Below are 23,745 nucleotides of genomic sequence, written 5' to 3' on the forward strand. Positions count from 1 at the left end.
CCCTTCAGGCGGCGTTTTTTATTCTGCCGTTGTATCCACGGGTCTTCGAAATGCTTCGGCCAGATCGCCGGGCAGCGGCCGTTTCAGGTTGATGCCGTTCGGCGGGATCGGCGCGTTGAACCATTTGTCGTAGATTCTGTCGATTTCGCCGCTTTCATAAATCTGCCCCAGCGCTTCGTTGACGGCGTCCCGGAAGCCGGTATCGCCGTGCCGCAACATCAGGCCATAGGGCTGCGGCGGGGCGAGATATTCGTTCGAAATGACGTAATCTTCGGGCCTGCCGGTCTCGGCGACGAAGGATCGAAGGAGGATATCGTCCATGACGAAGGCAGAGGCGCGGTTTTCCGTCACCATATCGAAACTGCCCTCCGTGCTGTCATTCTGCAGGACGGCGATGTTCATTCCCAGTTTGCGATTGAGCACGTTGAGCTGGCTGATATTGATGGTGCCTGTCGTCACCACCACCGTTCGCCCGGCAAGATCGGCGACGGTGTTCAGGCCGCTCGATTTCAGCGCGACATAACGCGTGCCTGTGATGAAGTGGCTGTAGGAAAACCAGACGGCCTTGCGCCTTTCCTCCGTGTTGGTGCTCGCCACGCATTCCATGTCCATGGTGCCGTCATTGAGAAGCATGATGCGGTTGCTGGGCGTGCGCTTGACGAACTCGACCTTCAGCCCGGGCAGAGCGAGCTTTTTCTTGATCGAATCTACCACCCTCAGGCAAAGCTCTATGCTGTAGCCGATCGGCTCCGGGCCGGTGCCGAGATAGGAGAAGGGAATATTGCGATCGGCATAACCGAGCCGGATCGTGCCTGTCTTGGCAATGGTTTCAAGTGTTGGTGGTTGGGCATTGTCGCTGGCCGCCGCCACGGGCGGAAAGCTCAGGAAAAACAACAAAAGCCACAATGTCGATCTCTGCATCGCGCATCTCCAGCTAAAATAATCCGTTAAAACATCGTCATCAAATCAATGCGGTTCGGCGTATTGCGCTTTCAGTCCTGGTATTCGCTCGGATGGTCGTAGGCCTGTTTCAGGGAGGCGGCCATCGGCAGGTTCAGGTTCATGCCATTCGGCGGAATGGGTTTGGTGAACCACTTTTCATAAAGGCCGTGAATGGTCGAACTGGTGTAGATATGTCGAAGACTATCATTGACCGCTGCCTTGAACGCGGGGTCGTTCCGCCGGAAAACCAGACCATAGGGTTCGGGCGCGCTCAGCGTTTCCTCGGAGAGTGCGTAAAGGTCCGGATTTTCCGAGGTCGCCGCCAGCGCCGCCAGCAATATACCGTCCATCACGAAGGCGGAGGCCTTGCCGGCAACAACGAGGTCGAAGGCTTCTTCATTGGTCTTGGTCGGCATGACAGAGATATTGAGGTTCTTCGCCCGGTTCACGGCATTGAGCTGTTCGATATTGACGGTGCCGGAAGCGGATGTGACGGATCGCCCGGCGAGATCGGCAAGGCTTTTCAGATTGTCCTGCTTGCGGGAAAGAAACTGCGTCGCGGTCATGAAATTGGGATAGGAGAAATCGACGATCTTGCGACGTTCGCTATTATTGGTCGTGGCGGCGCATTCAATGTCGATCTGGCCGCTACGGACAAGAATGAAGCGGGTCGCGGGGGTTGCCTTGACATATTCGAGCTCGATCTTGTCGAGATTGAGTTTCCTGCGAATATCCTCGCTGATTGCCCGACAGAGATCGGTCGAGAAGCCGGTAACCTCGCCATTGGGCAATTGATAGGAAAAGGGTGGCTCCGCCTCGCGATAGCCGATGCGGATCTTGGCGGTTTTGGCGATCTGCTGCAGCGTGTCGCCTTCGTCGGCGGCCTGCAACGCACTAACAGGGGCAAAGCATGTGAGGAAAAGGCAAAATACTGAAAGGCGCATATTATGTCCTTTTGGCCGGCGGCCGGTTTCTCAAATCGCTTTTAGTGGTGGGTAGGTGCTGCGTGCTGGCCGACCGACATCGTCGATCTCGTCCTTCGCGACCGGGGTAATAACGGCGCGGTTCTTGAGTATCCTGGCAAGCGGTGCGGGTTCGGCAAAATAATAGCCCTGCGCTTCATCGCATCCGGAAAGCTTGAGCGCCTCGACCTGATCACTGTTTTCAACACCCTCGGCGGTCACCTTCAGGCCGATCTGCTCGGCCATGTCGATGATGGTGTTGACGATGGCCGAACACATGGGATTGGTGGGCAGGCCGGAGACGAATTCGCGGTCGATCTTGATCTTGTCGAAGGCGACATGGGTCAGCGTGCTGAGCCCGGCATAACCGGTGCCGAAATCATCAAGTGCTAAACGGACGCCTCTTTCCTTCAGCAATTTCAGCGCTTTCGTACTGCTGTCGCGCTCCAGCATCGCGGTTTCCGTCACTTCCAGTTCCAGCCGCTCGGCCGGGAAGCCGGATTTTTCCAATGCCCGGTCGACAACAGGGACGATATCATCATTGGAGAGCTGAACGGCGGACAGATTGACGGCAAGCCTGATATCTTTCGGCCAACTCATCGCATCTGCGCACGCCTGCGCCAGAACCCATTCGCCCAACGGCTTGATGAAGTTGTTCTCTTCGGCAAGGGTGATGAAACGGTCCGGGGTGATGAGGCCGAGTTTGCTGTGCCGCCAGCGGGCCAGCGCCTCGTAAGCGACGATGCGGCCGCTCTGCAGATTGACCACGGGCTGGTAATGCAGCTCGAATTCCTGGTTTTCGAGCGCGGATTTCATGTCGATTTCCAGCGCATGCTTGTGCTTTGCCGCCATGTCCATGCCCGGCTCGTAAAACACGAAATAACCGCAGCCCATGGATTTCGCCCGATAGAGGCCGAGATCGGCATGTTGCAGAAGCTGCGTGGCGGAGGTGCCGTGGCCCGGCGCGCAGGCGATGCCGATGCTGGTATCGATGCTGATGTCGCTGCTTTCCAGGCGGAAACTGCGCGAGACGGCATGCACCACCCGCGCTGCCAGCATCGCCGCATCGCTCTCGCAGTCGCCGTTTGTCGACTGGATGATCGCGAACTCGTCGCCGCCGAGACGGCTCACCATGTCGTTTTCACCGAGCACGGAAGAAATGCGCGAGGCCACCGCCACCAGCAGGGCATCGCCGGCGGCGTGTCCCAGCGTGTCGTTGACGGCCTTGAAGCGGTCGAGATCGAGCAGCATGACATTGAACGGCTGGCCCGACGCGAAAAGCTGTTCCAGCCGGTTCTCCAGCGTCTTCATCAGCAGCACGCGGTTGGGCAGTCCTGTCAGCGCATCGTGATGGGCCATATGTTCGAGTTGCTGCGCCATATCGCGTATCTGTCGCAGGCGCCCGCGTTCCAGAACCGCTTCACGCAGCGTTTCGATGGCGGTCGCCATATCGCCGATCTCGTCCCGTCGTTCCTGAAACGGTGTAACGACGTCGGTTTCCTCGCGGGCAATTCGAAGTGTGGCCTGCACCAGCGCCGGGACCGGTTTGAGGAAATGCCGGGCAATGACCGTCACAAGCACGCCGGTGACGGTCAGGACCACGATCAGCGCGGCGAGCGAATTATAGATCAGCTTGCGTTGCGCGCCATAAAGCGCATCCGAACCGCCGATGCTGACGGCGACCGCGCCGATGGGTTTCTTCGTTTCCGTGCTGATGATCGGCAGCAGGCCGATATAATGGCTCGACTCGCCGATGGTGGCAAAACCGGTCGAAAAACGTGCGGCAACCGCATCTCTCGAAAAGATCGGGTCGGTGGCAAGTGGTTTTTCGTTGTCATCGGTGGCGTTGTCAAAGGCTGCGGCGATCTGCCTGAAACCGGCATCGTCCTCGTCATAACGAAAAAGCCAGACGGCATTTTTTGTCTGTGCGCCGATGAGGGCGAGAACGTCGCTGGGATTGAAGCCGGTGACGAGAATGGATCCGTCGTCGCCAATCGGCTTGTCGGTCAATATGCCGTTTACCTGCCCGTCCGCATCGGCGGTGACGCTGACATAGGTATAGATGCTGCGCAACGTTGCGCTGGCGATCTGTGAATTGACGCGGGCCTGATTGAGCCATTGTTCGCTGGAGGCAGCCACGAACATGTACCAGCCGACGAGTGCGCCAATACTGTAGGAAAAGATCACACCACCCAGGAATATCAGGGTAATCTTGCTGGCGAGCGAGCGCCGCCGCGAAAACCGGCCCATTTCCGGCTGCGTCGTTGAGCGAAGCGTTTGGCCGGGTTCAATCTGTCTATCTGTCCCCTGATAGGCAGTCTCTTCCATTCGCGATAGTCCCCCGCGATGTCGCGTTATAATTGTTTTATGGAATTTTTATAGGGCATGTATTTCTGCGATGTCTGCTAAATAATTCAACAAAGTTTAGATGCGATTAAGAATTAGTCCGTCTTTTTATAGTCGCTGCTGATATGCGGCGCCACGGGCCTACACCTGTGGTTGAAAAAACCAGTCTGCCGGAAACGGAGCGCGGGCTCAGATTTTGCGCCGCCCGGATGATCATGGCTGTGGTGATTGGCCTTGCCAAGTCGCCGAGAAACGGCATGTTGAGCGCGACATGCGGGTTTCAGGGGAAGATATCATGGCTCACCGGGGCAAAAACATCGCGCAGCTTTCCGTTCTTATCCAAAGCGGTCATCTCGATCCGCGCGCCTTGGCGGAGGAGACGCTCGATGCGATCGGCAAAGAGGATGATCAGGCGATCTTTGTCAGCCTGACATCGGCGCGGGCCATGGCGGAGGCGGAAAGTGCCTCGAAACGTATTCGCGAGGGCCGTTCCTGCGGCGTGCTCGATGGCATTCCGGTGGCCTGGAAGGATCTGTTCGATCTCGAGGGCATGGCGACCACCGCTGGATCGAAGGTATTGTCGGATGATGCGTCTGCGTCCCGCGATGCGGATGTGGTGGCGGCGCTGAAGCAGGCCGGAATGGTTTCCATCGGCCGCACCAATATGAGTGAGTTCGCTTTTTCCGGTCTCGGCATCAACCCGCATTACGGTACGCCGCGCAATCCCGTCTCCACGGATGGCCATCGTCTGCCGGGTGGTTCGTCCTCGGGAGCGGGCGTTGTCGTCGCCGCCGGCCTGGTGCCGGTGGCGATCGGTACGGATACGGGCGGATCGGTGCGCATTCCGGCCGCCTTCAATGGCGTGGTGGGATATAAGGCGAGCCGTGGCCGCTATTCGATGCGTGGGGTTTATCCTCTGGCGAAAAGCCTCGATTCGCTCGGACCGTTGACCCGCACCGTGCAGGACGCTGTCTGGGTGGATGCCGCCATGCGCGGCAGGACGGCTGCGGATCTGGCGCGCATGCCTTTGTCCGGCGTGTCGCTGGTGATGCCGGAAACGGTGGTTTTTGATGGCATCGAGCCGGGCGTCGCGGCCGCATTCGAACAGGCTGTGGAGCGGCTGGTACGCGCCGGCGCTTCTGTGCGGCGGCAGGCATTCCCGGTCTTTTCGGAATTGTTCGATCTCATCAGGGAAAAGGGCGCGCTGGTGACGGCGGAGGCCTTTGCCCTGCACAAAGCCCGGCTGGAAGGTGCCGACGCCGCGCGCATGGACCCGCGCGTGGTCGTACGAACAAGGCTCGGTGCGAATATCTCCATGCCTGACTATATCGCCATCATCGAGGCGCGCGAACGGATGACAGCGGCGTTTTCCGCCATGATCGGCACGGACGAGCTTCTTGTTTCACCGACATTGCCGCATGTCGCGGCCAGGGTGGCGCCGCTGGTGGAAAATGATGATGCCTTTTTCGCGATGAATGCCAAGACCTTGCGCAACACCCAGATCGGCAATTTTCTGGATCATTGTGGTGTATCGATCCCCTGCGGAACAGGTGAGGCAGGCATGCCGGTCGGCCTGCTGCTTTCCGGGCTGCATGGGACCGATGACCATCTGTTGGCTGTGGCGATGGCGGCGGAAGAAATTATCCGCGACTGGTGAGATGGAAGAGCGGCCTTTCAGGGCCGCTCTTGTTGCAACCGTTAGCGTGCCGCCCAGTTGGCACCGCGGCGGAACATAGTCTTCATCTGCGGCACGGAAAATTCCTTGGCCTGATGGCCGAGTGCCGAATAAAAGACGCGACCCTTGCCGTATTTGCGTTTCCAGACGACCGGCATCACCACACCGTCGATCCACCAGGCGTGATCGCCGGTGAATGTCGTTGTCGCCAGAACCTCGTTCGAGGGGTCGACATGCATGTAATATTGTTCCGACGTATAGGGGAAATCGGAAATTCCCTCCATCAGCGGATCATCCGGCCGGGTGATATTGACCGTGTAATCGATGATATTGCCGGGATGAGCGACCCACTGGCCGCCGATCATGAACTGATATTCCACACATTCGCGGAAGCTGTCGCCCGCACCGCCATGGAAGCCGGCAATGCCGACGCCGTTTTCGACGGCGGCCGTCAGGTTCTTGATTTCTTCCTTCTCGATCTTCGACATGGTGACGATCGGCACCACAAGGCTGAGATCATGTACCGAAGGATCGGCGAAGGCTTCGGTGCTATGCTCGACATAGACCTTGAAGCCGTCTTCCTCCAGAATGTCCTTGACGATGGTGGCGCATTCCTGTGGCTCGTGGCCGCTCCAGCCGCCCCAGACGATGAGTGCTTCGCGCATTTATTTCCTCCTCAGGATTATTTACCGAGCTGGCCGTCGACCAGCGATGTTTCAAGCGGAGCAGGGCGCTCCACCTTGGTGGTGATGGAAATGGTGGTGCCGCTGTCCGATGCCGTCTGGAAGGCTTCCATGACTTCCAGCACATGCAGGGCAAGATCGCCATTGGCGCGGTGCGGGCGGTTCTCGCGGATCGCATGGGCCATGTCCGCCACGCCGATGGACCGGTAATTGCCGTCGGCATAGGGTGATGACAGCGCCTGCGGCTCGAACTGGCCACCCTTTTTCAGCAATTGCACCTCGCCGCCGAAATGGTTGGGATCGGGCACGATCAGCGTGCCTTCCGTGCCGTAGATTTCCAGTGGCACGTGTTTATGGCCGGCCACGTCGAAGCTCATGCCCACCTGCACCACGGCGCCGTTCTCAAACGCCAGCACGCCGGAAACATGGGTGGCGACATGAACGGGGATTTTTTCGCCGTTCTTCGGCTCGCTGGTGATGAGGCGCTCGTTGCGCGGCGCGATGGCAAAACCCGCCACTTTTGCGACCGGGCCGAACAGGTTGACGAGATCGGTGATGTAATAGGGACCCATATCCAGCATCGGCCCGCCGCCGACTTCGTAATAAAAGGCGGGGTTGGGGTGCCAGCGCTCATGGCCGGGGCACATGAAGGTGGCCGTGCCGCCGACCGGCTGGCCAAGCACACCCTCGTCGATCAGCCGGCGGGCGGTCTGGTGTCCGCCGCCGAGGAAGGTATCCGGGGCCGAGCCGATGCGCAGGCCTTTGGCTCTTGCCGCATCCGCAAGGCGTTTGCCTTCCGCGAAATTGATGCCGAGCGGCTTTTCCGAATAGGCGTGTTTGCCGGCGTCCAGCGCGCGCAGGCCTACCTCCACATGCGCCTTGGGGATCGTCAGATTGACGATGATCTCCACGGAAGGGTCGGCGAGAAGCGCGTCGATGCTGGTTGCCTGAAGGCCGAATTCATCCGCCCGGGCTTTCGCGGCCTCCGCGTTCATATCCGCAAGGCCGCGAATGTCGAGAATGGGGAACGACGCCATGGCCTTGAGATAGGCGCTGGAGATGTTGCCGCAGCCGATGATGCCGATACCGACCTTTTTCATGTGATTCCTCCCGTAAATCAGAAATGCCGAATCCTGTGCACGAGCCTTTCGGCTAGAGCGCCGGCCCGGTGGTGTTCCATGGCGATTCGTAAAGTTCATAAAGCGCGACGGCCGCAGCCCCCTGCGCCCATAACTCGTCGCTCGCAATGTCGAAAACCAGCTCCGCTACGCCGGCCAGCGATGGCGGCACGGCAGCATTGTAGCTGTTGCGAATGCTGGTGATGAAGGGCTCGCCGAGTTCAAGGCTGGAGCCTGTGATGATGACCCGCGGCGGCGCAAACAGCGTGACGATATTGGCAAGTGTGAGGCCGAGGGCCGCACCGGCGCGCAACGCCGCAGCGATGAGATCGTGGTCTTCCGCCGCAATCAGCGCATGGGCATGCTGCATGCCGCGACCAAGCCGGATCGCCTCGGCAAAACGCCCGTCCACAGGACGAGAGCCGAGAATGGCATTTTCGCCCGCCTGGCTTGCCAACCGCACCGTGCCTTCATTGGCAAGGCCAATGACGAGATCGCCGAGATTGTGGCTGAGGCCGCCCGCACCGCGGAAGAGCTGGTTCTGATGCAGCACGCCCAGCCCGAGCGTCTGTTCGAGCGAAATCAGCACCATGTCTTCGAGGTCACGAGCATGGCCGAACCAGTGATGGGCGAGCGTGATGGCGTGGGCGTCGCTTTCGATGATGGTCGGCGAATTCAGCCGCGCCGTCATTTCCTCGGCGAAATTGACGTTCACTTCCCGAAGTATAGGGCTGCTGCGGATCTTGCCGGTGCGATGTTCGATGACGCCGGGCAGGCCAAGACAGACCATGTCCACATCCTCGAGCGAAAAGCCCGCATCCACGACGCAGCGGCGCACTCCGTCCTCCACCAGATCGGCAATGACGCCAATCGGCTGGCGGTCGACACGGATCGGCAGGGAAAGGGTCGACAGCACATTGCCGCAGAAATCGGTGACAACGAAAACCATGCGGTTCGCGGCGATCTTTGCGCCCACCACGCGGGCGGCATCCGGGTTCAGCTCCAGCATCACGCGCGGTCTGCCGCGTGCGCCTTCGGTGCGGATATCGCCGATATGGCGGGTAAGGATAAGCCCGTCATCCAGCAGCGAGGCGGTGATCGCCGAAACGGTCGTGGTGGAGAGCTGCGTTCTTTCGCTGATTTCCACCCGCGAGATCGGCCCGTGGCGGCGGATGCTGTCCAGCACGCTCAGCCTGTTGATCGCGCGCATCAATTCTGGGTCTGCGGTCTTCATGGTGTCCTGCTGCGATCAATGCCGTTGCTTCCCGATTTATATCGGAATGCGGATTAAATAACGGGGTGGGGGTGGGGTGTGTCAAGCGCCAAGCGCAAAAAATCGGCATTGTGCCTTGACAATGAGCGAACCCTGATATGAATTAATCCGCATTGGGGAATAAATGAGGAAATCCCCGAGGGAGGATCACCATCATGACGATTTGGCACGCAGGCGCAAGCCTGGGCGGCAAGCTGACAGGCTTTGCCACAACGACAAGTATTGCTCTCATGCTCGGCGCCGTAAGCGCCTCGGCCGCGACGGTCGTTAAATGGATGCATGTGGAGCTTGACCCGAAATCCGTGGCTGTCTGGGAGGAGATTGCCAAGGAATATGAGGCCAAGCACCCCGATGTCGATGTTCAGCTGCAGTTCCTTGAAAACGAGGCCTTCAAGGCAAAATTGCCGACGCTGCTGCAATCCAACGACGTGCCTGACTTCTTTTACAGCTGGGGCGGGGGCGTCCTTGAGGAGCAATCCAAGACCGGTGCGCTGAAAGACCTGACCGAAGTTTTCGATGCCGATGGCGGCAAGCTGCGCCAGGCCTATAATGCCTCCGCAATCGACGGCCTGTCTTTTGACGGCAAGGTCTGGGCCGTGCCGTATCGGGTCAGCCTCGTCAGCTTCTTTTACAACAAGGAGCTGTTCGCCAAGGCGGGCGTGAAGGCCGAGGATATAAAGACCTGGGCGGATTTCAGCACAACAGTCAAGAAGATCAAGGACGCGGGCATCGTGCCGATAGCCGGCGGTGGCGGTGAGAAATGGCCGATCCATTTCTACTGGAGCTACCTCGTCATGCGCAATGGCGGGCAGCCCGTGTTTGACGCCGCCCGCAAGGGCGAAGGCGAAGGCTTCATGGACCCTGCCATCATTAAGGCGGGTGAGCAGTTGGCCGAGTTCGGCAAGCTCGAACCTTTCCAGCCCGGTTATCTCGGCTCCACCTGGCCGCAGGCGCTCGGCGTCTTCGGGGACGGCAAGGCAGCCATCATCCTCGGCTTCGATAATACCGAAGCCAACCAACGCAAGAATGCCGGCGACGGCAAGGGGCTCGCCCCCGAAAATATCGGCCGCTTTGCCTTCCCGGTCGTTGAAGGCGGCGCCGGCAAGGCCACCGATACGCTGGGCGGCCTGAACGGTTGGGCGCTCACCAAGAACGCTTCCAAGGAAGCGATCGATTTCGCGACCTTCCTGACCAGCAAGGCAAGCGAAGAGAAGATGGCGACCGCTGGCATGATCCTGCCGGTTGCAACGGGCGCTGCCGGTGCGGTGAAAAACCCGCTGCTCGCGGATTCCGCCAAGCAGCTTGCCGCCTCCACCTGGCACCAGAACTTCTTCGACCAGACACTGGGTGCTGCCGTCGGCCGCGTCGTCAACGACGTCTCGGTTGAGATCGTGTCCGGCCAGATGACCGCAGAGGAAGGCGCCAAGCAGATTCAGGACGCATTCGAACTGCGCTGATTTGACGATTTCAATGGTGGCGCCGCCGAATATGTGGCGCCGCCTATCTGCCTCCATGAAAGCGGATAGAGATGACGGATATTTCCATGACTTCTGCGTCCATACCGGCGCGGCGCGCGGCAAAGCGCAAGCAAAGCTCGGTCGCACATGACCGGGCGCTGACCCTGCTGGTGTTTCTGCCGCCGGCACTTCTGCTCTTTACCCTGTTCGTCATCCTGCCCATGGGAGAGGCGGCGTGGTATAGCCTTTATCGCTGGAACGGATACGGCACGCCGACCGATTTTGTGGGCTTGAAGAATTTCCAGGTCCTGTTCGGCAATGCCGCCTTCTCGCACGCCCTGCTCAATAACGGCCTGATCATCCTCATCTCGATCCTGATCCAGATTCCGCTGGCGATCTGGCTCGCCATGATGCTGGCGCACCGCATTCCCGGCGTCGTCGCCTTCCGGCTGGTGTTCTTTCTGCCCTATGTTTTGGCTGACGTTGCAGCGGGTCTGATCTGGCGTTTCGTTTACGATGGCGATTACGGTCTGTTCGCCGCCATCTCCAATTTCTTCGGCTTCGCCAATCCCTACGTGCTGGCCGACAAGGATGTGGCGATCTATGCCGTGCTCGGCGTCATCGTCTGGAAATATTTCGGTTTCCACATGATGCTGTTCATCGCCGGCCTTCAATCGGTCGACAAGAACGTGCTGGAAGCGGCCGAAATCGACGGCGCGTCCGGCTGGCAGAAATTCCGTTACGTTACGCTGCCGATGCTCGGCTCCACGGTGCGCCTTTCCGTCTTCTTTGCGGTCATCGGCTCATTGCAGCTGTTCGACATGATCATGCCGCTCACCGGCGGTGGCCCGTCCAACTCCACGCAGACCATGGTCACCTTCCTCTACACCTACGGCGTCATGCGCATGCAGGTGGGGCTTGGCAGCGCGGTCGGCGTCGTTCTCTTCGTCATCTGCGTGACGCTCGCCTTCGGTTACAAAAGGATTTTCATGCGCCATGACTGACACATCCACCTCCGTCCGCATGCCGCTGCAAACCAAGCTCTACCTTTATATTTCGCTGAGCCTGATTGCGGCCATCGTGCTCATCCCGCTTCTGACAACGGCACTTGGCGGCTTCAAGACGCTGGGGGACCTGCGCGTCAACCCTTTCGGCATTCCGGCCGAATGGCAATGGGCCAATTACGGCGATATTCTCTTCGGCAAACGCTACTGGCTGCAAATCTTCAATTCGCTTGTCATCGCGCTGTTGACGGTGTTCCTGACGCTGACCGTCTCGGCCATGGCGGCTTTCACCTTCGCGCATGTGAAGTTTTTCGGCTCGTCCTTCCTGCTCAATTATTTCCTGCTGGGGCTGATGTTCCCGGCGGCCACCGCCATTCTGCCGCTGTTCATCCGCATCCGCGATCTCGGCCTGCTCGACACCTATTGGGGCGTGGTTCTGCCGCAGGTGGCCTTCGGGCTGGGCATGAGCATCCTTCTGTTCCGCAATTACTTCCGTAATCTGCCGGACGAGCTGTTTCAGGCTGCCTTCGTGGACGGCTGCGGTTATCTACGGTTCTTCTGGCATATTTCCGTGCCGCTTTCGCGGCCGATCGTGGCGACCGTAGGCATCGTTTCGTTTGTCGGCAGCTGGAACAGCTACATCCTGCCGCTGATCATGCTGAATTCGGAATCGAAATATCCCTGGCCGCTCGGCATCATGGTCTATCGCGGCGAATTCGGCACCGAATGGCAACTCGTGCTCGCCTTCATCACGCTGACGATCCTGCCGACCGTCATCGTCTTCTTCCTCGCCCAGAAACACATCATCGCGGGCCTGACGGCCGGTGCCGTCAAATCGTGACTTGAAAGGAGCAAAATATGGCTTCCGTCGAACTTAGGGATATCCGCAAGTCCTATGCCGCACTCGATGTCATTCACGGCATCTCGCTTGATATAGCCGACGGCGAATTCATCGCGCTGGTCGGGCCTTCGGGCTGCGGCAAGTCCACGCTGCTGCGCATGATCGCCGGGCTGGAGGAAATCACCGATGGGGATATTCTCATCGGCGACAAGGTAGTCAATTCCATGACCCCGCGAGAACGCAACATCGCCATGGTGTTCCAGTCCTATGCGCTTTATCCGCATATGACGGTGGCCGAAAACATGGGCTTCAACCTGAAGCTCGCCGGCCAGCCGAAAAACGTCATCGAGGAGCGCGTGGCGGAAGCCGCCCGCATGCTCGATCTCGGCAAGCTTCTGGATCGCAAGCCCTCGCAGCTTTCCGGCGGCCAGCGACAGCGTGTCGCCATGGGTCGCGCGGTGGTGCGCAACCCGGCCGTCTTCCTGTTCGATGAGCCCCTGTCCAATCTGGATGCCAAGCTGCGCGTACAGATGCGTAGCGAAATCAAGGCTTTGCACCAGAAGGTCGGCACGACCTCCATCTATGTCACCCATGACCAGATCGAAGCCATGACGCTGGCGGACCGGGTGGTGGTGCTCAATCACGGCCGCATCGAACAGCAGGGCACGCCGCTCGAGCTTTACAAGACACCCGCCAATCTCTTCGTTGCCGCCTTCATCGGCTCACCCGCCATGAATCTCATCGAAGGCGTGGTCGACGGCGAGGGGGACCAGCCCGCCGCCCGGCTGAAGGATGGAACCGCGATCCGCATCGCCGCCTCCAGAAAGGTCAAACGTGGCCAGCCGGTGACGATTGGCTTGAGACCGGAACATATCGGCTCGAGCATCGGCGGCGATATTGCGCTATCCGGACGAACGGTGCTGGTGGAACCGACCGGCGCGCAGACGCATGTGGTCTTTGAACTGGCGGGTGATCAGGTGACGGCGGTGGTGGATGGCGAGCAGCCGGTGAAGGTCAATACGCCCTTCGCCACCACCGTGCATCATGAGCGTGTGCACGTCTTCGACAGGGCGAGCGGCCTGGCGCTTTAAGCGCCATGTGCATTTTTAGTGGAGTGCGAAAATTCTTTTGTCCCTCCGCTTTTGGGGCTTGTTTGAAAACTACGAGCGGTTAGCTTGGCGCTGGAGAAAAAAGCGGGTTACCGCGTAACTGTATCGATGCAGGAGGAGATTTTAATGAGAACGATCAAGGGCCCGGGTCTTTTTCTCGGTCAGTTTGCCGGTGATGTTGCCCCCTTCAACAGCTGGGATGCCATCACCAAATGGGCGGCGGAAAAAGGTTATGCCGGCGTGCAGGTGCCAAGCTGGGCAGGCCAGCTGATCGATCTCAAAAAAGCGGCGGAATCGAAGGATTATTGCGACGAGTTCGCCGGTGTAGCGCGCCAGAACGGCGTGGAAGTAACGGAGCTTTCGACCCACCTGCAGGGCCAGCTCGTTGCGGTTCACCCCGCTTATGACGAAGCCTTTGATGGTTTTGCCGCACCGGAAGTGCGCGGCAACCCCAAAGCGCGCCAGGAGTGGGCGGTTGAGCAGGTGAAGTTTGCGCTGAAAGCCTCGAGGAATCTCGGCATCAAGGCGCATGCGACCTTTTCCGGCGCGCTTGCCTGGCCGTTCGTCTACCCGTGGCCACAGCGCCCGGCTGGTCTGGTGGAAACCGCCTTTGACGAGCTGGCAAAACGCTGGACGCCGATCCTTGATTATGCCGATGAGCAGGGCGTCGACGTCTGCTACGAAATTCATCCCGGCGAAGATCTGCATGACGGCGTCACCTTCGAGATGTTCCTGGAGCGGGTGAAGAACCATCCCCGCGCCAACATGCTCTACGACCCCTCGCATTACGTGCTGCAATGCCTTGATTATCTTGACAATATCGACATCTACAAGGATCGCATCAAGATGTTCCACGTCAAGGATGCGGAGTTCAATCCGACCGGACGGCAGGGCGTCTATGGCGGGTATCAGGGCTGGGTGAACCGTGCTGGTCGTTTCCGCTCGCTGGGCGACGGGCAGGTTGATTTCGGTGCGATCTTCTCGAAAATGGCGGCCAATGATTTCGACGGCTGGGCCGTGGTCGAGTGGGAATGCGCGCTGAAACACCCTGAAGATGGCGCGCGCGAAGGTGCCGAGTTCGTCAAGCATCATATCATCCGCGTCACGGAAAAGGCCTTTGACGATTTCGCATCTGGTGGCACCGACGATGCGGCCAACCGCCGTATGCTTGGGCTTTGAAAGCATTTCAGGGGAAATATTATGGCTATTGAAGGAAAGACAACCGACGTGGCGAACAAGCGGATTCGTCTCGGCATGGTCGGCGGCGGTTCGGGCGCATTCATCGGCGGCGTTCACCGCATGGCAGCGCGGCTCGACAATCGCTTCGATCTCGTGGCGGGGGCCCTGTCCTCGACACCGGATAAATCCCTCGCTTCCGGGCGTGAGCTGGGGCTCGACCCTGAGCGTTGCTACGGCTCGTTTGAAGAAATGGCCGAAAAGGAAGCGCTGCGCGAGGATGGTATCGAGGCGGTGGCGATCGTCACGCCCAACCATGTGCACTATCCCGCTGCAAAGGCCTTCCTGGAGCGCGGCATCCATGTCATCTGCGACAAGCCGCTGACCTCCAATCTCGAAGACGCGAAAAAGCTGAAGGACGTGGCCGCCAAGGCCGATGCGCTGTTCATCCTGACGCATAACTACACCGGTTACCCGATGGTGCGGCATGCGCGCGAGCTGGTGGAGGCCGGTGCACTCGGTACGATCCGTCTGGTGCAGATGGAATATCCGCAGGACTGGCTGACGGAAGCGGTTGAACAGACCGGCGCGAAACAGGCAGTCTGGCGCACCGATCCGGCCCAATCCGGCGTTGGCGGTTCCACCGGCGATATCGGCACCCATGCCTATAATCTCGGCTGCTTCATTTCCGGTCTGGAAGCGGATGAGCTGGCGGCGGATGTGCATACCTTCGTCGAAGGCCGTCGGCTCGATGACAATGCCCATGTGATGATGCGCTTCAAGCCAAAGGGCGGCAAGCAGGCCGCCAGGGGCATGCTCTGGTGCAGCCAGGTGGCGGTCGGCCATGAAAACGGATTGAAGATCCGCATTTATGGCGACAAGGCCGGTCTCGAATGGACGCAGGCCGATCCGAATTATCTGTGGTTCACGAAGCTCGGCGAGCCGAAGCAGTTGATCACCCGCGGCGGTGCCGGGGCAGGGGCGGCAGCCGCCCGCGTCACCCGCATACCCTCCGGCCATCCGGAAGGATATCTGGAAGCCTTCGCCACCATCTATACCGAAGCGGCCCATGCCATCGAGGCGCGCCGCACCGGTTCGGCGCTGGACAAGGCGGTCATCTATCCGACGGTGGATGACGGCGTCAAAGGTGTTGCCTTCGTCACGGCCTGCATCGAGTCCGGCAAGAAGAATGGCGGCTGGGTGAAGCTGTAAGGGGTTTTTCTTCTCCCCGCCGGGGAGAAGGTGGCCCGAAGGGTCGGATGAGGGGGCAACGCTAGCGATATGGGGAAAGCTCGCCCCCTCAACCCGCTGCCGCGGACTTCTCCCCCTCGGGGAGAAGAAGCAAGCGGCATCCGGTAGCTTCCTTTGTCATCGCTCAGCTCTGCTCGGGATGGATTGCAATCGGAAGCTGGCAGCTGCGGCAAAGCCTCCACGCTTCGGAGCCCGGTCTGTCGCCACCTGACGGCGACATCAATTAACGCGTGTCGACTGCTGCTGTGTCCGCTCTGTCACCGGGCAGCCATCCTCGATCTTGGTCCAGGACGAAACATTGAGCTTCATCTCGCAGCGCGCGAGATAAGAAGCACCATCGACCTTCAGGCAGGATGTCTGGCCAAGTTCGAACATGGTGCCGCGATTACGGCATTTGCAATTATGGGCATCCGCCAAGGCGGGGCTAAGGGCCACTATCAGGCCGGGCACTCCAAGACGCATGGCTGAGGCTCCCAAGGATATGCCGCCAATTTATACCTCTCCGGCGGCATAGTCAAAACGGCCTCTGCCTGAGCATAACTACGAGCGGACGGGAGAGCCGGCTCGAACGCTTACGCATTCACCCGATCAAAATCGCCCTGATATCATTCACATTCGTCAGGGTTGGACCAGTCACGACAAGATCGCCCGCCGTCTTGAAAGCGGTATAGCTATCATGGCCCACGAGCGACTGGCGCGGATCGACACCGGCAGCGCGCATGCGGGCAAGCGTATCCGGCGTCACCACGGCACCCGCCGCATCATCAACGCCGTCTATGCCGTCGCTGTCACCGGCAATCGCCCAGATGCCGGCTGCGCCTTTCAGCGTCAGCGCGAGGCTTAACAGGAACTCCGTGTTGCGGCCGCCCTTGCCCGCCGGTCCCTTGCCAATCGTGACCGTGGTTTCGCCGCCGGAAAGCAGCACGGCTGGACCTTTGACCGGCAGGCCCTTGCGGCTGGCGGAGGACGCGATGCCGGCCATGACGGCACCGACATCTTTTGACTCGCCCTCCAGCGAATCCCCGAGGATCAGCGGCGTAAGTCCGAGTTTCAAGGCCTCATCCGCCGCCGCCTGCAAGGCGAGCGAAGGAGCCGCGATCATCCTGACATCCTCTTCGATATCACCAGACTTCGGGGTTTCCTCACCCTTTTCCAGCACCTTGCGTACGGTTTCGGGAAGATCGAGCGCATATCGGGCGACGATTTCGCGTACGGTCGCGATATCACTCGGATCGGCAACCGTCGGCCCGGAGGCGATCTCGGAGGGATCGTCGCCGGGCACGTCGGAAATCAGCAGTGAAACAACTTTGGCCGGCTTGGCGGCCAGCGCCAGCCGTCCGCCCTTGATGCGCGAGAGATGCTTGCGCACGGCGTTCATTTCTGAAATCGTCGCACCGCTGGCCAAAAGGGCACGGTTGACGGCCATCTTGTCGGCAAGCGTCATGCCTTCGGCGGGGGCGACCATCAGCGCCGAACCGCCGCCGGAAATCAGCGCGATGACCATGTCGTCGGCGGTCAGGCCCTCAACGGCGGCGAGAATGCGTTTGGCCGCTTCCGCACTTTTGTCATCAGGTACGGGATGGGAGGCCTCGATGATCTCGATACGGGAGGTCGGAACCGCATGGCCATAACGGGTCACCACCACACCGGAGAGATCGACATGCGGCCATGCCGCTTCCAGCGCTGCGGCCATGGCGGCCGAGGCCTTGCCTGCACCGACGACCACGCAGCGACCCTTGGGCGGGGAGGGGAGATGCTGTTGCAACACCTTTGCGGGATCGGCGCTTGCGACTGCCGCCATGAATATCCGGTTGAGGGCGTCTCTGGCTCGGCTGTCGTTCCATGCGGTCATCGGTTCATACTCCAATCCAGAGCGCGCCAAGCGCCAAAAGGGCGGGCAGGGCCTGAATGAACAGGATCTTCATGGTGTTGGCGGTAACGGCGCCGAAAATACCGGCCACCAGAACGCAGATGAGGAAGAAGACCTTGAAGCTCAGCCCTTCAACGCCCTGCACCAGCCCATAGATCAGCCCGGCTGCCAGAAATCCGTTATAAAGCCCCTGATTGGCGGCGAGCACCTTCGTCTGGCGGGCGAAATCCGCCGAGAGACCGAAGGCCTTGCGGCCGGCCGGCTTTTCCCACAGCAACATTTCCAGAATGACGATATAAATATGGATGGCCGCAACCACGGCAATCAGAATGCTGGCGATCATCGGGGTTCCTCCAAACCATGATGTCCGGCACCCGCGGTTTTCACAGGGCGAGCAGACATTTCCGTTTTAACGGCGGGACGAAGCGCTGCAAGGCCAGAATCCTCTCTTCCCGTGCAAACTGTTGATGAGCGGCAGCCTGTTGCTTGACTCTTTGCTGAAATAGGAACAAAACAAGAACATCAAGATTGAAAATCCGGAATTGAAAACCGTCATGCCATGCAAAAACGCGCGGACCAGTTGCTCGTTGTCGAAGAGCTGCGTGAAAGGCTGGAAAGGATCGGTAACGGCCCTGAGCGGCTGCACGAGACCTTGCCTTTCGGCGTGGATGCCATCGACCATCACCTGCCGGGAGGCGGGCTGAAGCTCGGTTGCCTGCATGAGCTGAGCGGCGGCGGCAATGGCGCTGCCGATGGCGCGGCGGCAGCGCTGTTTGCAGCCGGTGTGGCGGCACGGATTTCCGGCAAGGTTTTATGGTGTGTCACCCGGCGGGACCTGTTCATGCCGGGCCTGACGCAGGCCGGCCTGTCGCAGAACCGGCTCATCATCGTCGAATGCCGCGATGAAAAAGGCGTGCTCGACTGTTTTGAGGAGGGACTGCGCTGCAACGGTTTCGGCGCGGTGATGGGTGAATTGTCAAAGCTGCCGATGACCGCCTCGCGGCGGCTGCAGCTGGCAGCGGAAAGCTCCGGTGTGACCGGCATCGCCATTCGCCGTTTCCGGCGTCCGGCCGATGCGGCGCTGTTCGGCGAACCGACGGCGGCCGTCACCCGCTGGCGCATCTCCGTGCGGCCCTCTTCGCCCCTGCCGGTGCCGGGGGTGGGCAGGCCGCGCTGGTTTCTGGAACTCTTGCGATGTCGCGGCGGCGAAAGCGCCGAATTTGAAGTGGAAGCCTGTGATGCAAAGGGTCGTCTCGCTCTACCTGCCGACATGGCCGACGGATCGCTTCCGGCGTCTTTCGGGAGAGAACGCGCCGCCGGTTGAAACACCGCTGGTCATGATCGGCCGCCAGGGCAGCCGCCGGCTGGTGCTGGGGCTAGACAGGGCGGCCAGGGCAGCGGGCATCCGGCCCGGCACGCCGGTCAGCAAGGCGCAGGCGCTGGTGCCCGGTCTTCTCGTCGAAAATCTGGACGCGGCGGCCGATGCCCGCGCCCTGCAGCAGCTGGCCTTTCATTTCCTGCGCATCTATGCCCCGATCGTCGCCGCCGACCCGCCGGACGGGCTGGTGCTGGATACGGCGGGTGCGGACCATCTGCACGGCAATGAGGCGCTGATGCTGAGCGGCATGGTCAACCGCCTGCATGCCGCCGGTTTTGCCGCCCGTGCTGCGATTGCCGATAGCTGGGGTGCGGCCCATGCGCTGGCGCGTTTTAGCCGTGAGGCGATCAGCATCATACCGCCGGGCGGGCAGCGGGCGGCGATCAGCGGCCTGCCGCTTTCCGCGTTGAGGCTGGAGGAGCGTATCGTTTCCGGGCTGAAGGTGCTCGGTTTCCGCAGCATCGGTGAACTTGCCGAAGCCCCGCGCGCGCCGCTCACCCTGCGTTTCGGTCCCGAGCTCGTCCGTCGTCTTTCCCAGGCTTTCGGGGAGATCGGCGAACCCATCGAACCGGTGCGGGTGGCCGAACTGGTGGAGGTGCGGCGCGTCTTTCCCGAACCGATCGCGGCGGCGGAGACGATTGCCCGTTATAGCCAAAAGCTGGTAACGGCGCTTTGCGTCGCGCTGGAAAAGCGCGGTCTTGGCGCTCGCCGGGTCGATCTGGTGCTGCACCGGGTGGATAGCGGCCTGCAGGCCATACGGGCCGGTACGTCCAGACCGGTGCGCGATGTTAAACAGCTTGTCCGGCTTCTGACCGACCGTATCGACACCATCGATCCCGGCTTCGGCATCGAGATGATGGTGCTGACCGCCACCCATGCCGAACCGCTTGTCGCCGCGCAGGCCCGTTCTTCACTGCTGGAGGAGGGGCGTGCGGAAATCGCCGATACGGTCGATGTCATCCTCAATCGCGGCCACAGGGTCTATCGTTATGCGGCGGTGGCAAGCGACGTGCCGGAACGTTCTCTTGCCCGCGTTGCGGCGCTTGCGCCTGAGGATACGCTCGGCTGGCCCGGCCACTGGCCGCGCCCGGTCCGGCTTTTTGCAAGGCCGGAACCCATCGAGACGCTGGCGCTGCTGCCGGACCACCCGCCGCGTTATTTCCTCTGGAAGGGCGTGCGCCACAATGTGCGCCGCGCCGACGGGCCGGAACGGGTGTTTGGCGAATGGTGGAAACGCGATCGGGAAAAGGCCGCCGTGCGCGATTATTTCACGGTGGAAAATGAAAGCGGCGAACGTTTCTGGATTTTCCGCTCCGGCGATGGCGAGCATGTCGAAACAGGCTCGCAGGGCTGGTTCATCCATGGGGTCTTCGCATGAGCGCGCCCCGTTATGCCGAACTTCAGGTGACCACGCATTTTTCTTTCCTGCGTGGCGCAAGCTCCTGCGATGAGCTTTTCGAACAGGCAAAAAACCTCGGCATAGAGGCGCTGGGCATTGCCGACCGCAACAGCCTTGCGGCTATTCCCCGCGCTTTTGAGGCCGCCAATAATCATGGCATCCGCCTCATCATCGGCTGCCGCCTCGATCTGGATGACGATCTTTCCGTGCTTGTTTATCCCATGGATCGTGCGGCTTACGGGCGGCTTTGCCGGCTGCTGTCCGTGGGCAAGAAAAGGGGCGGCAAGGGCAAATGCCGGCTCACCTGGGACGATCTCGTTGCCTATGGCGAAGGCCTCATCGTCGTGCTGCTCGCCGATCTTGCCGACGATCTCTGCGCCCTTCGCCTGCGTCGGTTGAAGGCAGCTTTTGCCGACCGGGCCTATATGGCGCTCAGTCTTCGAAGACGACCCAACGACCAGATGCGACTTTTCGAGCTGTCAGAGATGGCGCAAGCCGCAGGTGTACCGACTGTTGTTACCAATGACGTGCTGTTTCATGTGCCCGAACGGCGCATGCTACAGGATGTCGTCACCTGCATCCGGCACAATTGCACCATCGATGAGGCCGGTTTCCGCCGCGAACGCCACGCCGACCGCTATATGAAACCACCGGAAGAGATGCACCGGCTGTTTGCCCGTTACCCTGAGGCGCTCTCCCGCAGCCTCGAAATTGCGAAACGCTGCAAATTTTCGCTGAAGGAACTGGTCTATCAATATCCCGAGGAGCGCAGCCTGCCGGGGCTGACGGCGCAGCAGGCGCTGGAGAAGATGGTCTGGGAAGCGGTGCCAGGGCGTTATCCGGATGGTTTGCCGGAGAAGGTGGAGAAGGCGCTGCATCATGAGCTGGATGTTGTCGGCAGATTGCAATATGCGCCCTATTTCTTGACCGTGAATGCCATTGTTCGTTATGCGCGCTCAAAAGATATTCTATGTCAGGGGCGTGGTTCGGCGGCCAATTCGGTTATCTGTTTTGTACTTGGCATCACCGCCATCGATCCTGCCCTTTTCAGCAATCTCGTCTTCGAACGGTTCGTTTCCGAGAACCGGGGAGAACCGCCGGATATTGACGTGGATTTCGAACACCAGCGGCGTGAAGAGGTCATTCAATGGGTCTATGACACCTACGGCCGTGACAAGGCCGCACTCTGCTCTGTCGTCACCCGTTATCGCGGACGTGGGGCGCTGCGCGATGTCGGCAAGGTTCTGGGCCTGCCGGAAGACCTGACCAAGCTTCTGTCTTCGCAGGTCTGGCGCTGGAGCGAGGGGGTGGGCGAAAAGCAGGTGAAGGAACTGAACCTCAACATGGAGGATCGCCGCCTGAAGCTCGCCTTCGAACTAGCCAACCAGCTTGTGGGCACGCCACGTCACCACAGTCAGCATCCGGGCGGCTTTGTTCTGACCCATGACCGGCTGGACGAACTGGTGCCGATCGAACCCGCCGCCATGGATGATCGCCAGATCATCGAATGGGACAAGGACGATATCGATGTCGTGAAGTTCATGAAGATGGATTGCCTGGCGCTTGGCATGCTCTCCTGCATGAAGCGCGGCTTTGATATGCTGGAGGCACGCACGGGAGAGAAATACGATCTCGCCGCCATGCCGCCGGATGACGGGCCTACCTATGCCATGATCCAGAAGGCCGATACGCTCGGCACGTTCCAGATTGAAAGCCGGGCGCAGATGTCGATGCTGCCGCGCCTGAGGCCGAAGGAGTTTTACGACCTCGTCATTCAGGTCGCCATCGTTCGCCCCGGCCCCATTCAGGGGGATATGGTGCATCCCTATCTACGCCGCCGGCAGGGAAAGGAGCCGGTCCTTTTTCCGAAAAAGGAACTTGAAAGCGTCTTGGGAAAGACGATGGGTGTTCCGCTGTTTCAGGAGCAGGCGATGCGGATCGCCATGGATTGCGCCGGTTTCACTGCAGATGAGGCTGACCAGCTGCGCCGGGCTATGGCGACTTTCAAGAATGTCGGCACCATTTCCAAATTCAGGGAAAAACTGGTTACGGGCATGGTAGAGCGCGGTTATGACAAAGAATTCGCCGAACGCATCTTCAAGCAGCTGGAAGGGTTCGGCAGTTATGGTTTCCCTGAAAGCCATGCGGCCTCTTTCGCGCTGATTGCCTATGCCTCCTCATGGCTGAAATGCCATCATCCCGATATTTTCTGTACGGCCATTCTCAATTCGCAACCGATGGGGTTTTACGCCCCGGCGCAGATCGTGCGTGATGCGCGCGACCATGGCGTGGAAGTGCGCCCTGTCTGCGTTAATAACAGTCGCTTTGATTGCACGCTGGAGCCCACGGGCAAGCAGAACGACAAGGGTGAGGAGCGGTTTGCCGTGCGGCTTGGCCTGCGTATGGTGAAGGGGCTCTCCAACGATCACGCCGCCGATATTGTCGCCGCCCGGCAGGATCGGGCGTTTGCTTCCGTCGACGATCTGTGGCGAAGGGCGGGGGTTCCGGCTGCTGCTCTCGTTTGCCTCGCTGAAGCCGATGCCTTCCTGCCCTCGCTTCATCTTGCCAGACGCGAAGCGCTCTGGGCCATCAAGGCCTTGCGGGATGAGCCGCTGCCGCTTTTTGCCGCCGCTGCCATCAGGGAAAATGCCGTTATCGAGGAGCTTCGGGAGCCCTCCGTTGCGCTTCGGCCCATGACTGACGGCGGAGAGGTGGTGCAGGATTACGGCCATGTGGGGCTGACACTGCGCGAACACCCCATGACTTTTCTGCGGCGCGATCTTTCCCGCCGCCGCATCGTCACCTGTGCGGAGGCGGTGCGCGTTCGGGATGGCACATGGCTGGAAACGGCCGGTCTGGTGCTGGTGCGCCAGCGCCCCGGTTCGGCCAAGGGCGTGATCTTCATGACGTTAGAGGATGAGACTGGCATTGCCAATGCGGTACTGTGGGTGAAAACCTTCGAAAAATACCGGCGCGTGGTGCTTTCGGCTGGCATGGTCGGCATTTACGGCAAGATCCAACGGGAAGGCGAGGTGGTGCATCTGGTCGCCCACCGGCTGACCGATCTGTCGCAGGCGCTGGCGAGTGTGGGTGAACGCAACCACCCCTTTCCCCTGCCGCATGGGCGTGGTGACGAGTTTCACCACGGCATGCCGCCGGAAGATCATCGCGCTATCAGGAAAAGACCGCCGCCTGCCGACCATGATGACGATGAGGTCGAGCGAATAAAGGTCATTTCCCGCAATTTTCACTGACAAGCTT

19 protein-coding genes are annotated in these 23,745 nt (G+C 60.2%); 10 read left to right on the forward strand and 9 right to left on the reverse strand.

The features are described from left to right. Positions 1 to 18: 18 nt before the first annotated feature. The 3 genes from NYR50_RS22520 to NYR50_RS22530 all read right to left on the reverse strand — a co-directional run bounded on the left by NYR50_RS22520 (position 19) and on the right by NYR50_RS22530 (position 4,232). Complete coding sequence (locus NYR50_RS22520) at positions 19 to 921, reverse strand: amino acid ABC transporter substrate-binding protein (protein WP_418138088.1); 903 nt, start codon at positions 919 to 921, stop codon at positions 19 to 21. 71 nt (positions 922 to 992) lie between these two features. Beyond that, entirely contained in the window at positions 993 to 1,886 is an 894-nt protein-coding gene (locus NYR50_RS22525; RefSeq protein ID WP_418138089.1) for an amino acid ABC transporter substrate-binding protein, read from the reverse strand. Between the two features lie 30 nt (positions 1,887 to 1,916). Next, positions 1,917 to 4,232 carry an EAL domain-containing protein gene (locus NYR50_RS22530; protein WP_418138090.1) on the reverse strand — a complete coding sequence of 772 codons (2,316 nt, stop codon included), beginning with the start codon at positions 4,230 to 4,232 and terminating at the stop codon, positions 1,917 to 1,919. A 313-nt stretch (positions 4,233 to 4,545) separates the two neighbouring features. Between NYR50_RS22530 and NYR50_RS22535 the strand changes: the two genes are divergently transcribed. Continuing rightward, a complete protein-coding gene (locus tag NYR50_RS22535) occupies positions 4,546 to 5,907 on the forward strand; it encodes an amidase (RefSeq protein WP_418138091.1) in 1,362 nt (453 codons plus the stop codon). Positions 5,908 to 5,948: 41 nt separating this feature from the next. Here the strand turns inward: NYR50_RS22535 and NYR50_RS22540 are convergent, their stop codons facing one another. From NYR50_RS22540 to NYR50_RS22550, 3 genes are read right to left on the reverse strand one after another with little or no spacing between them, the layout of a single operon-like run. Then, entirely contained in the window at positions 5,949 to 6,590 is a 642-nt protein-coding gene (locus NYR50_RS22540) for a ThuA domain-containing protein (protein ID WP_004438834.1), read from the reverse strand. 17 nt (positions 6,591 to 6,607) lie between these two features. After that, positions 6,608 to 7,708 carry a Gfo/Idh/MocA family protein gene (locus NYR50_RS22545; RefSeq protein WP_174009796.1) on the reverse strand — a complete coding sequence of 367 codons (1,101 nt, stop codon included), beginning with the start codon at positions 7,706 to 7,708 and terminating at the stop codon, positions 6,608 to 6,610. 52 nt (positions 7,709 to 7,760) lie between these two features. After that, on the reverse strand, positions 7,761 to 8,960 hold the full coding sequence (locus tag NYR50_RS22550) for an ROK family transcriptional regulator (RefSeq protein WP_174009795.1): 1,200 nt from the start codon (positions 8,958 to 8,960) through the stop codon (positions 7,761 to 7,763). Positions 8,961 to 9,154: 194 nt separating this feature from the next. On the opposite strand from NYR50_RS22550, the gene NYR50_RS22555 reads away from it, so the two are divergent. The 6 genes from NYR50_RS22555 (at position 9,155) to NYR50_RS22580 (ending at position 15,798) form a co-directional block, all read left to right on the forward strand. Next, complete coding sequence (locus NYR50_RS22555) at positions 9,155 to 10,456, forward strand: ABC transporter substrate-binding protein (protein ID WP_418138092.1); 1,302 nt, start codon at positions 9,155 to 9,157, stop codon at positions 10,454 to 10,456. A gap of 71 nt (positions 10,457 to 10,527) precedes the next feature. Further along, positions 10,528 to 11,460 (forward strand): carbohydrate ABC transporter permease, encoded by a 933-nt coding sequence (locus NYR50_RS22560; protein WP_418138093.1) that lies wholly within the window; start codon positions 10,528 to 10,530, stop codon positions 11,458 to 11,460. Then, positions 11,453 to 12,301 carry a carbohydrate ABC transporter permease gene (locus tag NYR50_RS22565; protein WP_004438848.1) on the forward strand — a complete coding sequence of 283 codons (849 nt, stop codon included), beginning with the start codon at positions 11,453 to 11,455 and terminating at the stop codon, positions 12,299 to 12,301. The genes NYR50_RS22560 and NYR50_RS22565 overlap by 8 nt, the downstream gene beginning before the upstream one ends. 17 nt (positions 12,302 to 12,318) lie before the next feature. Then, a complete protein-coding gene (locus NYR50_RS22570) occupies positions 12,319 to 13,392 on the forward strand; it encodes an ABC transporter ATP-binding protein (protein WP_111806085.1) in 1,074 nt (357 codons plus the stop codon). A gap of 144 nt (positions 13,393 to 13,536) precedes the next feature. Next, a complete protein-coding gene (locus NYR50_RS22575; protein WP_418138094.1) occupies positions 13,537 to 14,589 on the forward strand; it encodes a sugar phosphate isomerase/epimerase family protein in 1,053 nt (350 codons plus the stop codon). A gap of 21 nt (positions 14,590 to 14,610) precedes the next feature. Continuing rightward, positions 14,611 to 15,798: a Gfo/Idh/MocA family protein gene (locus NYR50_RS22580; protein ID WP_418138095.1), complete on the forward strand. Its 1,188-nt coding sequence runs from the start codon at positions 14,611 to 14,613 to the stop codon at positions 15,796 to 15,798. A gap of 258 nt (positions 15,799 to 16,056) precedes the next feature. Here NYR50_RS22580 and NYR50_RS22585 read toward each other — a convergent pair whose 3' ends face one another. From NYR50_RS22585 to NYR50_RS22595, 3 genes are all read right to left on the reverse strand, one after another. Next, complete coding sequence (locus NYR50_RS22585) at positions 16,057 to 16,299, reverse strand: hypothetical protein (RefSeq protein WP_418138096.1); 243 nt, start codon at positions 16,297 to 16,299, stop codon at positions 16,057 to 16,059. Between the two features lie 118 nt (positions 16,300 to 16,417). Beyond that, positions 16,418 to 17,689, reverse strand: coding sequence for a glycerate kinase type-2 family protein (locus NYR50_RS22590; RefSeq protein ID WP_418138097.1), 1,272 nt, complete (start codon positions 17,687 to 17,689; stop codon positions 16,418 to 16,420). A gap of 4 nt (positions 17,690 to 17,693) precedes the next feature. Next, positions 17,694 to 18,050 (reverse strand): DUF1304 domain-containing protein, encoded by a 357-nt coding sequence (locus NYR50_RS22595; protein ID WP_174009788.1) that lies wholly within the window; start codon positions 18,048 to 18,050, stop codon positions 17,694 to 17,696. A 216-nt stretch (positions 18,051 to 18,266) separates the two neighbouring features. Between NYR50_RS22595 and NYR50_RS22600 the strand changes: the two genes are divergently transcribed. From NYR50_RS22600 to NYR50_RS22610, 3 genes are read left to right on the forward strand one after another with little or no spacing between them, the layout of a single operon-like run. Further along, the gene (locus tag NYR50_RS22600) at positions 18,267 to 19,031 is read left to right on the forward strand and encodes an ImuA family protein (RefSeq protein ID WP_418138098.1); all 765 of its coding nucleotides are present in this window, start codon (positions 18,267 to 18,269) and stop codon (positions 19,029 to 19,031) included. Next, positions 18,946 to 20,463 (forward strand): Y-family DNA polymerase, encoded by a 1,518-nt coding sequence (locus tag NYR50_RS22605; RefSeq protein WP_418138099.1) that lies wholly within the window; start codon positions 18,946 to 18,948, stop codon positions 20,461 to 20,463. Before NYR50_RS22600 ends, NYR50_RS22605 begins: the two co-directional genes overlap by 86 nt. Beyond that, positions 20,460 to 23,738 (forward strand): error-prone DNA polymerase, encoded by a 3,279-nt coding sequence (locus NYR50_RS22610; RefSeq protein ID WP_418138100.1) that lies wholly within the window; start codon positions 20,460 to 20,462, stop codon positions 23,736 to 23,738. The genes NYR50_RS22605 and NYR50_RS22610 overlap by 4 nt, the downstream gene beginning before the upstream one ends. Positions 23,739 to 23,745 lie beyond the last annotated feature (7 nt).

The organism is Agrobacterium sp. El2ro-1b (assembly GCF_048298475.1).
Taxonomy (GTDB): domain Bacteria; phylum Pseudomonadota; class Alphaproteobacteria; order Rhizobiales; family Rhizobiaceae; genus Agrobacterium; species Agrobacterium fabrum.